Raw genomic sequence first — 13,808 nt, 5'->3', positions numbered from 1 at the left:
CTTGACCTGACCTTGTAGGTTTAGAAACCTGCAAGGTCTAAAGATTTTAAGAATTATAAATAAGGTTTTTCTTGTGCTGAGCGTGGTCGTCGAGTGGTGGCTCCTGAGCGGCGTTCCCTGAGCGAAGTCGAAGGGAGTCGAAGCAAGTCGAGATGGAGTCGAAATAACAATAACAAACAGACCTGTCAGGTTTTTGAAACCTGACAGGTCTAAATAAGAACTAAAAACTAAAAAAAATAAAAACAGATGCAATACAGAAGATTTGGACGTACCGACTGGCAAATAAGTGAGATAGGGTACGGTATGTGGGGTATGGGCGGATGGACAGGTTCAGACGATGACCAGTCACTCGTATCCCTGCAAAAAGCAGTAGAACTAGGCTGTAACTTTTTCGATACCGCCTGGGGTTATGGCGAAGGCCATAGCGAAGGATTATTGGGCAAACTCGTAAAAGCCAATCCCGACAAAAAATTATATGCCGCTACCAAAATTCCTCCAAAGAATTTCCAGTGGCCGAGTAAACGGGAATATACTTCAAACGATTGTTTTCCACCCGACCATATTGAAGAATACGTAGAAAGCAGTCTGAAAAATGCGGGGTTAAATGCATTCGATTTAATGCAGTTTCATACTTGGGAAGACTCTTGGTTGAAGGACGAAAAGGTACTTCAAAAAATGGCCGATTTGAAAGCGCAAGGACTGTTTCACGCCATAGGCATAAGCATTAACCGTTGGGAACCGTGGAATGGTGTACAAGCCGTAAAAAGCGGATTGATAGATGCCGTACAGGTAATTTACAACATCTTTGACCAAAACCCGAAAGACGAACTGTTCCCAGCCTGCCGAGAGCAAGACGTAGCAGTAATAGCCCGTGTACCCTTTGATGAAGGCACCCTTACCGGTACCCTTACCAAAGAAAGTACTTGGCCAGAAGGCGATTGGCGTAACACCTATTTCGTGCCAGAAAACCTAAACTCCAGTGTTGATAATGCAGATGCCTTAAAGCCACTTGTTCCCGAAGGAATGACTATGCCCGAAATGGCATTGCGCTTTATTTTGGGAGAATCAACCGTGAGTACCATCATCCCCGGTATGCGACAGTTGCGCCACGTAGAAGCCAACATTGCTACCAGCGACAAAGGAGCATTAAACGATAGCCTGATGGCACAATTGGCAGAACACCGTTGGGACAGGGAACCAACAGAGTGGTCGCAATAAAAAAATAAACAAACCTCACAGACCTTGACCTTGTAGGTTTCAAAAACCTGCAAGGTCTAAGACCAAAAGAAAAAATAAATGACAGTTTTAAAAGTCGGAATCATAGGAATAGGTAGAATAGGCAAAATTCATTTGGGCAACCTCTTGAATATGCCAGATGTAGAGGTAGTTGCAGCCGTCAACCCTTCCAAAGCAGGACAGGAATATGCTCGAAAATTGGGCGTGCCTAACGTATCGGATAATGCCGATATCATTTTCAACAATGATGCGATAGATGCCGTTGTTATTGGCTCTTCAACAGATACCCATACCGAATACATCAAAAAATGTACAGCATCAAACAAAGCAATATTTTGTGAGAAGCCCGTGGACTTATCATTGGCTGTAGTAAAAGAAACCATCGACATTGTAAACACCACAAAAACACCTTTAATGATGGGCTTTAACCAAAGGTTCGACCCTAATTTTTCACAAGTCAAAAAAGCTTTGAAAGCAGGAGAACTGGGCGAATTGCATTCGCTTCATATCATTAGTCGAGACCCGGCACCACCACCAATGGACTACATCAAAACATCAGGAGGCTTGTTCAAGGATATGACCATTCACGATTTTGATATGGCGCGGTTTATCGCAGGAGCAGAAGTAGTAGAAGTATTTGCCAAAGGCCATAACAGAATAGACCCAGCCATTGGTGAAGCGGGCGATATTGACACGGCTATGGTGATGCTCACTTTTGAAAACAATGCCACCGCAGTAATTGAAAACAGTAGAAAATCGGTTTACGGCTATGACCAACGGCTTGAAGCATTTGGTTCCAAAGGTATGATGCGAACCGAGAATCCGCTTAAAACCGTCAATCAATATTATAATGAATCAGGGAAACAAGAAAGTCGGAATATGGACTTTTTTATTGACCGTTACGAAGAAGCCTATCGTTTGGAATTACGGGCGTTTGTTGATGCATTAAAAAATAACGAAGCCTTTCCTGTAACGGGCAAGGACGGACTTGAAGCTATGTTTATAGCAGAAGCCGCCAATAAATCCCTTAAAGAAGGCAGACCCGTTAAACTAACAGAAGTTAACTAGCAGGTTGAGAGTTAAAAAAATATAAAAGTAGTAAAGATGAAACGAACATTGTTAAAATTTAAACGTGTGAAAACAAGAATCCTGTTCAGTCTGGCAATACTATCGCTATTTGCCTGTAAAGAGCAAGCACCCAATGTGCAATTTGCCTATGTGGACTCGTTGGAAAAAATACTGCCAGAAGCAACCTATTTTAAAGATGCCACCGCCCATACCGATGTAGCCCGTGGCGAACACGCTAGTTTTCAGTTTGCCGTACGCGCCAATGCCGACATTAGCAATTTAAAAGTAACCGTAACCGCTCCCGAAAAAGACGGCACCACACTATCCGACATTAAAAAAGGCTTTGTAGGTTACGTAAAAGTAGGGCGTACCAATCCGGAGCCTTCCAAAGATATATTGCGCTCCCCATCAGGTTATTTTCCTGACCCTATTTTGTATCAAGATACCAAGAATGTTCCCTTCGGTACACCACAGCCTATTTGGCTCACCGTAAAAATTCCAACAGATGCCCCAACAGGGACTTACAAAGGCGAAGTACAGATTTCAGGACAGGCCAATGGTGTAAGCTTTACAGATACCAAACCCATCAGTATTGAAGTGTTTAAACCTATCATTGATAAAACTTCCTTGTGGGTGACCAACTGGTTTTTTCTGGATAGGCTTAGCTATTTAAACGACAACCAACCCGTGGAAGCATATAGCGATACCTATTGGAAACTCGCTCGCGTAATGGCAAAAACCTTGGCCGAATACCGTCAAAATATGGCGTTGCTTTCACCGCTAGACCATACCGAATTTACCGAAGAAAACGGCACTTGGAAATTCGACTTTACCAACTTTAACAAACTCGTTAACCTCTTTAAGGAAGAAGGTGTGATTGGCAGGCTGGAAGGCGGACACTTCGGTAATCGTATTGACGGAAGCTGGAGTGGGGATTTCGGACTCAAGGTTCCCATTATAGAAAAAGACACCACCTATTTGAAAACCAAAGCCCTGTCCGACCCAAAGACCCGTAATTTTTACGACCAGTTTTTACCCGCCCTTATGGATAACATTAAAAACAATGGCTGGGCAGAAAACTACGTGCAGCACATCGCCGATGAGCCTATTGATGATAATGTAGATTCATATATAGAAATATCCAATTACATTAAAAGTATTCTGCCCAATGTTAAAATCATAGAGGCTTGCCACACATCTAAACTTGAAGGTAAGATTGATATATGGGTACCCCAAATGAACTTCCTTAACGAGGACTTGGACTTTTACAAAGAACAACAAGAACAAGGCGATGAAGCTTGGTATTACACCTGTTTGGCACCCAAGGGCGAGTATGCCAATCGCTTTGTGGAGCAACCCTTGATTAAAACACGCTTGCTACATTGGGTAAACCATAAATACGGCATCCCCGGTTACCTGCATTGGGGCTTTAATTATTGGAGTTCCAAAGGCGGTATTACCGTTTCAGGCGACCCTTACAGTGATGCATCGGGACTTATAGGTTCCTCAGGCAATGTACTCCCCGGTGGCGATTGCTGGATAAGCTACCCCGCCAAAGACGAGATATATCCATCCATACGTTTAGAAGCAATGCGCGATGGTATCGTGGATTATGAATTGCTAAAAATGTATGCTGAAAAGTACCCAGAGAAAGCCAAAGATATGGTAGGTATTACCGTGTATAATTTTGAACATTACGATACCAACATTGGTGATTTTAGAAAAAAGAGACGAAAAATGTTGGAAGCATTGAGTAAATAAACCGAAGACCTGCAAGGTTTCCAGAACCTGTTGTGCGTTAAGCCAAATAGTTTATTTACTGGTTTAATCGTAATCTGGACAATTTATGTCACCTTGAGTGCAGTCGAAAGGAAAAAAATGTTTTCTTACCGATGACTATCGGTAGTGCTCAAACTGATATTTTTTTTTGACTTATTGCAAAATGCACAATCACAATAGGTATTTTTAAGATAATCCACATTCAATTTTAACACCAAACCAAATGAACATTTTCAGAAAAGCTCTACCCGCACTGATGTTAGTAATCGTACTAGTAAGATGTACAGAATCACAAAAACAAAGCAGTTATGCGTTAGACGATATTAACACCCTTTACAAAAAAGCCCCCGAAGGCGTAGAAACCCGCTGGGTAAGTGCCGAAAACTCCAGTGCCGAAAAAGGCAAAGGAGGTACAAGCAACAAAGGTGCAAAAGGAGATGCCTATACATTGATAGCTCCCAATTCCACAAAAGTCATTTTCGACCAAAAAGGCGCAGGTATCATTACCAAAATATGGTCTGCAAACTCCATTCTTTGGAAACCAGAAATACGTAGAAACGTGCTGATTAATATGTATTGGGATGATGCCGAAAAACCGGCCGTATCTGTTCCTTTGGCAGAATTCTTCGGAAACGGATTGGGCATTTATACCACTTTCGAATCAGAGCTGTTTGCCAATCCAGAAGGTAAGTCACATAATGCATTTATACCAATGCCTTATCGTACGGCAGCCAGAATAGAAATTGTCAATCAGTCCGAGGAAATCATTATGTTCTATTACAAAATCAACTTTGTAAAGGTCCCCAAACACGATGACGATGTACTTTATTTTCATGCCTATTGGCACAGAGATTTAGAAACTGAGCTGGGAGTAGATTTTGAAATCCTTCCAAAAGTAGAAGGTAGCGGTCGCTATTTGGGAACCCATGTAGGTATCATAGAAAAAGAAATATACAAGGGCTCGTGGTTTGGTGAAGGTGAAGTAAAAGTATACCTAGATGGCGATACTGAGTTCCCAACGCTGGTAGGTACGGGAACGGAAGACTATATTGGTTCAGGATGGGGACAAGGCAGGTTTGATAATCGCATTCAAGGCGCATTGGTTACCGATATTGAAGCAGGACTATACTCTTTTTACCGGTACCACACCTTAGACCCTGTCTACTTTCACAAAGATTGTAAAATCACCATACAGCAACTTGCTAATATTTCTGGAGCAGGTGGTTTTTTGATACCAGATTTGAGAAAACTTCAAGAAGGTGTAGATTTTAAACTGGCTTGGACCTATGTTCCTGATGATGGTATGGATGCAAGCAAACGTCATTTAGATTCGGATAATCCTCCAAGTGTGCATGATGATTACCCTTTCAACTATTCCACTACATGGTATCGTAAGGATGATGTATCCGCAACCGCCTATTTCTATTTAGATAAGCCTAGTAGCAACCTACCTACAATTCAATCACAGGAAATCAGGAATGCTAACATGGAGCGCACCTATAACTATAAAGTCAAGTAATGGGTATGAAGCCGTCTCAAAAATATTTCGTCATTGCGAACATAGTGAAGCAATCTTTGAATTTTTCTGGAATACATCAAAGAATAGAGATTGCTGTAAAAAAGGATAAAAAATGGAATTGATTCATAATACTAATGAATACAAGAAGTGGATTGAAGAGTTAAAGTCAGAGGTTCAAAAATCTCAAATTAAAGCAGCTATCTCTGTAAATCATGCTCTTTTGGATTTGTATTGGAGAATTGGTAAGTCAATTTCAGAAAAAATAAATTTAGGTAAGTGGGGGACATCTATTGTTGAAAAAGCCTCAAAAGACTTGAGGAATCATTTTCCCAATCAGCAAGGATTTTCTCGTTCGAACCTATTTTCGATGAGAAAGTGGTACGAGTTTTATGTTACATCAGGGCTTGATGTTGAAAAAGTCCAACAGCTTGTTGGACAAATTCCATGGGGGCATAATATCTTGATTGTTACTAAAGCGAATACTATTGAAGAAGCGATGTTTTATATCAACAAAACCGTTGAGAATAATTGGTCTCGAGCGGTTTTGGCACATCAAATAGATTTAGACTTTTATAATCGCTCTGGAAAAGCAATTACCAATTTTTCCGATACACTACCCGCTCCACAGTCAGAATTAGCATTAGAGACATTAAAAGACCCATACAAATTTGATTTTCTAACCTTAAATGAAAAGGCATTAGAAAAAGATATTGAAGAGCAATTAGTAAAACACATTACATCATTTTTGCTTGAACTTGGTGGTGGATTTTCATTTGTTGGTAGGCAAGTACCGTTGAAAATTGACGGAGAGGAATTTTATATCGATTTACTTTTCTATCACATTAAGTTGAAATGTTATGTGGTTGTTGAGTTGAAGTCTGTAAAATTTAGGGCAGAATACGCTGGAAAAATGAACCTCTATCTTTCGGCAGTTGATGATTTAATGAAAAGCGAAGGTGAAAACCCTACTATTGGATTACTTCTGTGTAAAAGTAAATCAGAAGTAATCGCCGAATATGCACTTCGAGGAACAACACAACCGATTGGAGTTGCAGAATATGAAATTGTTAAATCCATACCAGCAGATTTACATCCCGAACTACCAACCATAGAAGAAATAGAGAAAGAATTAGCTGGTGTAGTATATAATAAGAACAAACAGAAATAACGCGTCATGAACATAAAAATATTTTTAGCCGCAAGCCTTTTATTATTGATGGTAGTGTCTTGCAAGGAGAAACAAACACAAGAAGCTTCAAAAGAAACACTAGCCAAGGTATCCACTTGGGAAGACCTCCAAAACATGCCCATTCCCACATGGTATGAAGATGCCAAATTCGGGATTTTTATCCATTGGGGCCCTTATGCTGTACCCGGTTGGAGCGATGGCAGGGAGTATTCCGAATGGTACGCCACTATGATGTATCGCAAGCCAGCCTTTATCGAATACCATACCAAAAACTACGGAAAGCCCGGTGAGTTTGGGTATAAAGATTTTATCCCGATGTTCAAAGCCGAAAAGTTTAATGCCAATGCCTGGGCGGATGTTTTTGAAGCCTCTGGAGCTAAATTCATCATTCCTACAGCCGAACACCACGATGGTTTTGCCATGTGGAATACCGACCTAACCCCTTGGAATTCGGTAGACATGGGACCCAAGTTCGACTTCATCGATAAATTGGGAAAAGCAGTGAGAGACAAAGGATTAAAATACGGTATTTCTTACCACCGTGAACGTCATTGGGGTTATTATACCAGCAGTTTGAACACCTACAAAGAAAACCCTGAGCCTGTAGAAGGAGTGGCTAAAGAAGTAGCCGAGAACCCATTAGCAGAGCAACTCTATGGTCCTTTTGGACTGACCGAGGCGTTTATGAAAGATTACAAAGCACGTTTTGTGGAGCTCTGCACCAAGTACCAACCAGACTTTATGTGGATAGATGACGCGCCTTCCAATAGTTTGTTTCCTAAAGCACCTGCGGTAGATAAATTTATGAATACCTATCACCGTGAGATGATAGCCGACTATGTAAATATGTCCCGTGAGTGGGGTAAGGACGTGTATTGGAACAACAAACGCTGGACACGTTCCAATTACCCACAAGGAGCGGGTGTAGACGAAAAAGACTATTTGCGAATGGACAGCATCCCCGATGTAAAGTGGCAGAGTAGTGGTGGTATGGCACATTCGTATGGGTACGACCGTACCGAAGATATTGCCGAAAAATACAAGCCCGTAGGCGTACTGGTGCGCACACTTATAGATGTAGTGAGCAAAAACGGAAACTTCCTACTCGATATTGGCCCCAAGCCTGATGGCACCCTGACTGACCTTCAAATAAGCAGGTTGAAAGGCATAGGCGACTGGCTAAAACGCAACGGAGAAGCCATTTATGGCACCCGTACATGGAATACCTTTGGCTATGACAACATCCGTTTTACCCAAAAAGAAAACACGCTGTACATCATTAGCTTGGAAAGACCTGAAAGCGAACTTGTAGTAAAGCATACTAAAGACTTGAACGATATTAAATCCGTCACTTTGTTGGATGGAAACGAAGCTGTCGAATGGCAACAAACCTCGAAAGGTATCAAGTTATCCGTTCCGGAGTTGGAAGAAGACCATGCTTACGTGTTTAAAATGGAAATGAATTGAAATCAAAAATTTGAATAAATCAAAAATGAAACACTTAACAATAATCAAAATACTTTTCATAAGTATAGTGGTCATGGCTTGTGCCCAAAAACCACAACCAGCTGAAATAGCATTAATACCACAACCCAATGAGATAACCACTCAAGAAGGAAGTACACCAATCGGTTTGAACCTTGCCGTTAAAAGCCCGAAAAATCTTTTGCCGACTCTTAAAACAGCATTGTCTCAATTCACCATTTCAGAAAGCGGAAGCCCTACAATTGAAGTAATCGAGGATTCGAGCCTTCCAGAAGAACATTACACCCTGAATACTACACAGTCGCCAATAACTATTAGTACCTCAAGCCCTTCAGGATTGTTTTACGCTTGCCAAACCCTCTTACAACTATTGCCCTCTGAAATTTTGGGTGACAACATTACCGCTCAGGAATTTGCCCTGCCTAAAGTCGCTATCAAAGATGGCCCCCATTTTAAATGGAGAGGTCTTATGCTCGATGCATCGCGCCACTTCCAAACCATACCCGAGGTAAAACGCTTTATCGATAATATGGCGCATCATAAACTCAATGTTTTTCACTGGCACCTTACAGACGGCCATGGCTGGAGGTTCGAATCAAAAAAATACCCCAAACTTACCGAAGTAGGCGCATGGCGTATGCAGCCCGGGTACCCTGAAAAAGGAAAAACCGAACGATACGGAGGGTTTTACACCCAGGAAGAAATGAAAGATGTGGTAGCCTATGCCCAGGCAAGAGGCGTTACTATTGTACCCGAGATAGATATGCCCGGTCATAGCTTTGCGGCTATAGCTGCTTACCCAGAGCTTGGTTGTCTGGGAACACCTCAGCCCGTAGCACACATGTACGAATACCCGCTTAAAGCACAACGGTTCCCCCATATTCCCAATGCTACAGATGTATTATGTGTGGCTAATGAAGAGACCATTACCTTTTGTAAGGACATCTTAGATGAAGTTATGGAAATATTCCCTTCCGAATACATCCACATAGGAGGAGATGAAGTTGAAAAAAGTTCCTGGAGAAACTCCGCTTACTCCCAAGAATTCATTAAAGCCAATAAGCTTGAAGGTGAAGACGGGCTCCAAAGCTGGTTTATCCAACAAATGGATAACTACCTTACCAGCAAAAACAGGATACTCGTAGGTTGGGACGAAATACTACAAGGTGGACTTGCCCAAAACGCTACCGTAATGTCTTGGCAAGGTGAAGAAGGAGGTATAAGGGCAGCCACCATGCAGCACGATGTAGTCATGTCCCCTCAAACCTATATCTACTTAGACCATGGGCAAACCAATTCTACATTAGAACCACCACACTGGCCGGGGCACAATCCCCTCAAAAAAGTATACAACTACAGTCCCGTGCCAAAATCACTTACTCCAGAGCAAGCCAAACATATTTTAGGAATACAAGGTAATGTTTGGACCATTTTCGTACACCAAGAATGGTTACTCGATATCTGTACATGGCCAAGAGCAGGTGCCATAGCAGAAACAGGATGGACTGCTCCGGAAAACAAAAATTGGAACGATTTCTTTAGTAGACTTTCCACGTCCCATCGTAAAAGAATGGATAATATGGGCATCAACTATTGGTGGGAAGAGCCACATAAAATAGGCAATTGGAACAATAACCAAGTACAGGAAAAAGATACCCCGCAAACTGGTGAATACGATATCACCGCAACCTTGAACAAATTACCACAAGCAACACATATACTTGAGTTTGCAAAGGCAGACAACAGCAGCCCAATTTTTGTGAAAACTATCCGACTAGTAGAAAAAGGCAAGGACGGTGGAGCAAAAGAAGTACTCAATATTCCTGTCGAAAAACCCCAAAGCGAGTTCAGTATAGATTTTCCTGAAGTAAAGCCAAATCACCAGTATTCATTGGAAGTGAGTTACATATCGAAGGAAGCCACTAGTGGAACGATTTACATCCATGAAGTACAAACCAAAGACCTAAGAAAATTGCCCCATGAATAGTGTCTTTCTCAATTAAGCCATTGAAACGACAATAATAAAACCTAAACAGATGAAACGAAGAACATTTTTAGACTATAGCCTGAAAGGAAGTGCTGCTATGGCACTCTCAGGCGGACTTTTATCCTGTCAATCAAAACAACAAGCACCCACTGCTTTTATCGACAGGTTGTTGCCTGCACCAAAAAACGGTGGATTTCGTGACGATAATTACTGGATATGGGGTTCTTCCGTCATCAAGGGTGAAGACGGCAAATACCACATGTTTGCATCACGCTGGAGCAAAGATGTGGGCTTTGGCAACTGGGTCAGCAACTCCGAAGTGGTTCGAGCTGTATCCGATACACCTGCAGGACCTTACACGTTTCAGGAGGTGGTCTTACCTCCGCGAGGGCCTGAGTTTTTTGATGGTATGTGTACCCATAATCCACGCATTATAAAATACAAGGATAAATATCTGTTGTACCATTTCGGGAACACCTACGATTTCCCAATGCCAACAAAAGAAAATCCGAACATGACCGAAGAGCAATGGGCACATGCTTGGATGAACAAACGGGTAGGGCTTGCCATTAGCGATTCCGTATTTGGCCCCTGGGAGCGCGCCGAAAGACCCGTAATAGACCCACGCCCAGGACATTGGGATGCCTCCATCACCTCCAATCCCGCTCCAGCCGTTGACCCCAAAACAGGGAAGATTTTATTAATGTACAAATCCTCCACAGATGGATTGATACCTCCATTGCTATTAGGCGTTACCACGGCAGATAGTCCCAGAGGGGAATACAAACGCCTAAGCGAAGAGCCTGTGTTCCGTTTTGAAACAGAAGACAACAACCGCATTGATGTAGAAGACCCCTATATTTGGTGGGCAGGCGACCATTATGAAGCCATCATCAAAGACCGTTCCGGTGAAATCTGTGGCGAAGAAGGAGGCGGTATTCACGTATGGTCACCAAATGGCGTAGATTGGAATCTGTTCGAAAATGTAAAAGCTTACACCCGAAATATCCTTTGGGAAGACGGAACACGTACCCGTCAAAACCATTTTGAACGTCCGTTTCTATTAATAGAAGACGGACAGCCTACGCATCTTTTTGCTGCTGTAGGTGAAGGCCCTAAAGCATGGGATTTTGAGAATACCTGGAATATGGTAATTCCTTTGAAGACAACTTAGAAGGAGAAAACCTGAAAGGTTTTTAAACCCAAAATAACTGGCAGCAGATAATCAGTTCTAGTTTTAAATCCATAAACCCATCGAATTCGATGGGTTTAGAAGAGAGAGTTGAATATCTCTACTTTTAATTATGGCGAATTTGCCATAATTAAAAGTTAGGTAGGTTCTTAAGAGACTAAAAAATGAATAAAAAACAGCGCATAAAAAAAGTACTAGGCTTCCTGTTTATATTAACAGGCTTCCAAAGTGTGCTTTTTGCCCAATCGGGAATTATTACTTCACAATTAGGGTACGATACAGACGCTCCCAAACAGGCTTTTCTAAGAGGAGATAAGGCTAGTACATTTGCCGATAAAGCTGTTTTTCAGGTGACTGATTTGAATAATAACCCTATTCATAAGGCCAAACTAAAAAAACAAGGTGAGAAATGGAAAGCCCACTGGTGGGTAGCCGATTTTTCAGCCATAAAGAAATCAGGGCGTTACCTGCTGAAAGTTGATGGGAGCGGCAAACAGTGGGTAAGCGATACCATTGAAGTAGCAGACAATCCACTGTGGCAAAAATGTTACCCCGTGATGGCGTTTGACTTTTTTGACACACGAACAGAAAAGACAAGAACAGGCAAGGGGTGGCGAGATTCAGGAAGCGACCTGCAAGAATTTAGCAGTCACGTAGTGGCCATAGACGGTCTGTGTGATGTGTTGGAAATAGCGGATATCTCGAAAGCTGACAAAAGCAAAATTCTAAAGCATATCGTACATGGTACAGATTTCTTAACCTACCTACAGGATAAAGCGGATTCGTTACAATTGGGCTATGGAACTGTAATTCACGAAGACCGTCAAACCGATGTAGTTACCGGCAATGTAGCCAAAGCAGCCATGATATTCGCTCGAGTATCCCGTTTGATTAAGCCACAGACTTCCTCAAAAAGCGAAGATTATCTAGAACGTGCAAAGCGTGCTTTTCAATGGATTGAAAAAAACGGCCCTGTCATCAATGAAGAAGAACAGCTTTTCTTTGCACCCGTGCATGGTGCCCCCAAAGGTAGCTTACCCCCACAACAGCAGTGGATGACCCGTGATTTGCTGATGATGGTTCGCGCTTCTGTAGAACTCTTTAAAGCAGAAGAGGAGGATTATAAAGATAAAGCAATACACTATGCCCAAAAAGTGATGGCACGTCAAGTACCCAAATCTAAAAAAGAAGGCAGCTACTACGGACATTTTTATACTTACGGTACCTACGAACAGTGGAACGGGTATCCTTTTACAGAGAAAGCCAACATCCACTGTGGTGCATGGAGTCACCAAGGGCGCATTTACAACAAAGGCGGACACTATCCACATTACCTGCTGCCCTTTATCGATATGATGCGTCTGTGGCCAAAACACAAAGACACCAAACATTGGCAAAAAACCCTTAAAAACTTTGCCTATGGCTATCTGTTGCCAACCACGAGCCAATCACCTTTTTACATTCTACCATCAGGGTATTACAAAGATGAAGGGTTGATTTTTTTTGGCAGTTGGTACCACGGACACAACAATATGTACGCCTATACCGCCAGTATGGCATTAGAGTACGAAAAACTCTTTAAAGATACCCGATTTCGAAAAATAGCCTATGGGAATCTGCAATGGATAGCCGGCTTGAACTATGGCATTAAAGAACAGGAAACCGTAGTAGGCATCAGCATGATATCGGGTATAGGTGCCCGCTTTCGTGGAAGTTGGACAAATATTCCCGGCTCTATTTGTAATGGGTTTTCATCCAGCCCCCAGTTTAAAATTGAACTCGTATCAGCAGCAACCGATTACCCTAAAAGCTTTGATACCGAAGACTATATTGCCCATACGTTGCCCTATTTAGCAGCGTTGGCAAGATGGGAACATTTACAACATTCAAATATAGAAGAGAGATGAAAAGTGAAATCATCATATATCAAACAGAAGATGGGCAAACGAAAATTCAAACCCGTTTAGAAGATGAAACCGTTTGGCTGACCATTGAACAAAGGGCAGAATTGTTTCAAAAAGCAAAATCTACCATTAATGAGCATATTCTTAATGTTTATAAAGAAGGAGAACTTGAAAAGGAAGCCTCTTTGAGAAAAATCGGAATTTCCGATTTTTCTACCAAACCTACCAACTACATCAACTGGGAGAAAGCGCATGGCTATGAAGGCATCCATAAAAAGATTCCACACCAAAACGGTACAACCATTGCCTCAAATCGTTTAGAGCGTCCCTTTATTTATCAGGAAAATGGTACTCCAAAAGTATTGAGCATGGGTGCCTATTATGGCGATAGTTCTAATATCCATTTTATACCGCTTGAGAAAAATGAAAAATAAATTAATAATGATTTA

10 protein-coding genes are annotated in these 13,808 nt (G+C 41.9%); all 10 read left to right on the top strand.

What is annotated here, in order from left to right; translation table 11 throughout:
* Nucleotides 1-246 precede the first annotated feature (246 nt).
* Nucleotides 247-1,218: an aldo/keto reductase gene (locus E4661_RS00090; RefSeq protein ID WP_136464780.1), complete on the top strand. Its 972-nt coding sequence runs from the start codon at nucleotides 247-249 to the stop codon at nucleotides 1,216-1,218.
* 78 nt (nucleotides 1,219-1,296) lie between these two features.
* Nucleotides 1,297-2,304, top strand: coding sequence for an inositol 2-dehydrogenase (gene iolG / locus E4661_RS00085; protein WP_136464779.1), 1,008 nt, complete (start codon nucleotides 1,297-1,299; stop codon nucleotides 2,302-2,304).
* A gap of 66 nt (nucleotides 2,305-2,370) precedes the next feature.
* A complete protein-coding gene (locus E4661_RS00080) occupies nucleotides 2,371-4,065 on the top strand; it encodes a DUF4091 domain-containing protein (RefSeq protein WP_168796291.1) in 1,695 nt (564 codons plus the stop codon).
* A 241-nt stretch (nucleotides 4,066-4,306) separates the two neighbouring features.
* Nucleotides 4,307-5,602, top strand: a complete 1,296-nt coding sequence (locus E4661_RS00075; protein WP_136464777.1) for a glycoside hydrolase family 172 protein — start codon at nucleotides 4,307-4,309, stop codon at nucleotides 5,600-5,602.
* Nucleotides 5,603-5,714: 112 nt separating this feature from the next.
* On the top strand, nucleotides 5,715-6,770 hold the full coding sequence (locus E4661_RS00070; RefSeq protein WP_136464776.1) for a PDDEXK nuclease domain-containing protein: 1,056 nt from the start codon (nucleotides 5,715-5,717) through the stop codon (nucleotides 6,768-6,770).
* A gap of 6 nt (nucleotides 6,771-6,776) precedes the next feature.
* Nucleotides 6,777-8,258, top strand: a complete 1,482-nt coding sequence (locus E4661_RS00065) for an alpha-L-fucosidase (RefSeq protein ID WP_136464775.1) — start codon at nucleotides 6,777-6,779, stop codon at nucleotides 8,256-8,258.
* 25 nt (nucleotides 8,259-8,283) lie between these two features.
* The gene (locus tag E4661_RS00060) at nucleotides 8,284-10,263 is read left to right on the top strand and encodes a beta-N-acetylhexosaminidase (RefSeq protein ID WP_136464774.1); all 1,980 of its coding nucleotides are present in this window, start codon (nucleotides 8,284-8,286) and stop codon (nucleotides 10,261-10,263) included.
* A 49-nt stretch (nucleotides 10,264-10,312) separates the two neighbouring features.
* Nucleotides 10,313-11,437 carry a glycoside hydrolase family protein gene (locus E4661_RS00055; protein WP_136464773.1) on the top strand — a complete coding sequence of 375 codons (1,125 nt, stop codon included), beginning with the start codon at nucleotides 10,313-10,315 and terminating at the stop codon, nucleotides 11,435-11,437.
* 182 nt (nucleotides 11,438-11,619) lie between these two features.
* Nucleotides 11,620-13,362 carry a cellulase N-terminal Ig-like domain-containing protein gene (locus E4661_RS00050; protein WP_136464772.1) on the top strand — a complete coding sequence of 581 codons (1,743 nt, stop codon included), beginning with the start codon at nucleotides 11,620-11,622 and terminating at the stop codon, nucleotides 13,360-13,362.
* Entirely contained in the window at nucleotides 13,359-13,793 is a 435-nt protein-coding gene (locus E4661_RS19215) for a virulence RhuM family protein (protein WP_205728898.1), read from the top strand. Before E4661_RS00050 ends, E4661_RS19215 begins: the two co-directional genes overlap by 4 nt.
* Nucleotides 13,794-13,808: the final 15 nt, after the last annotated feature.

This window comes from Flagellimonas onchidii (genome assembly GCF_004804315.1).
Taxonomy (GTDB): Bacteria; Bacteroidota; Bacteroidia; order Flavobacteriales; family Flavobacteriaceae; genus Flagellimonas; species Flagellimonas onchidii.
The sequence above is the reverse complement of the archived record's forward strand: the minus strand, read 5'-3'. Positions and strand labels throughout refer to the sequence as shown.

Excerpts from the sequence above, each read along its gene's own strand:
- E4661_RS00050 (WP_136464772.1), top strand. The coding sequence starts at position 11,620 with ATGAATAAAAAACAGCGCATAAAAAAAGTACTAGGCTTCCTGTTTATA.
- E4661_RS00070 (WP_136464776.1), top strand. The coding sequence starts at position 5,715 with ATGGAATTGATTCATAATACTAATGAATACAAGAAGTGGATTGAAGAG.
- iolG (WP_136464779.1), top strand. The coding sequence starts at position 1,297 with ATGACAGTTTTAAAAGTCGGAATCATAGGAATAGGTAGAATAGGCAAA.
- E4661_RS19215 (WP_205728898.1), top strand. The coding sequence starts at position 13,359 with ATGAAAAGTGAAATCATCATATATCAAACAGAAGATGGGCAAACGAAA.
- E4661_RS00090 (WP_136464780.1), top strand. The coding sequence starts at position 247 with ATGCAATACAGAAGATTTGGACGTACCGACTGGCAAATAAGTGAGATA.
- E4661_RS00060 (WP_136464774.1), top strand. The coding sequence starts at position 8,284 with ATGAAACACTTAACAATAATCAAAATACTTTTCATAAGTATAGTGGTC.
- E4661_RS00075 (WP_136464777.1), top strand. The coding sequence starts at position 4,307 with ATGAACATTTTCAGAAAAGCTCTACCCGCACTGATGTTAGTAATCGTA.
- E4661_RS00065 (WP_136464775.1), top strand. The coding sequence starts at position 6,777 with ATGAACATAAAAATATTTTTAGCCGCAAGCCTTTTATTATTGATGGTA.
- E4661_RS00055 (WP_136464773.1), top strand. The coding sequence starts at position 10,313 with ATGAAACGAAGAACATTTTTAGACTATAGCCTGAAAGGAAGTGCTGCT.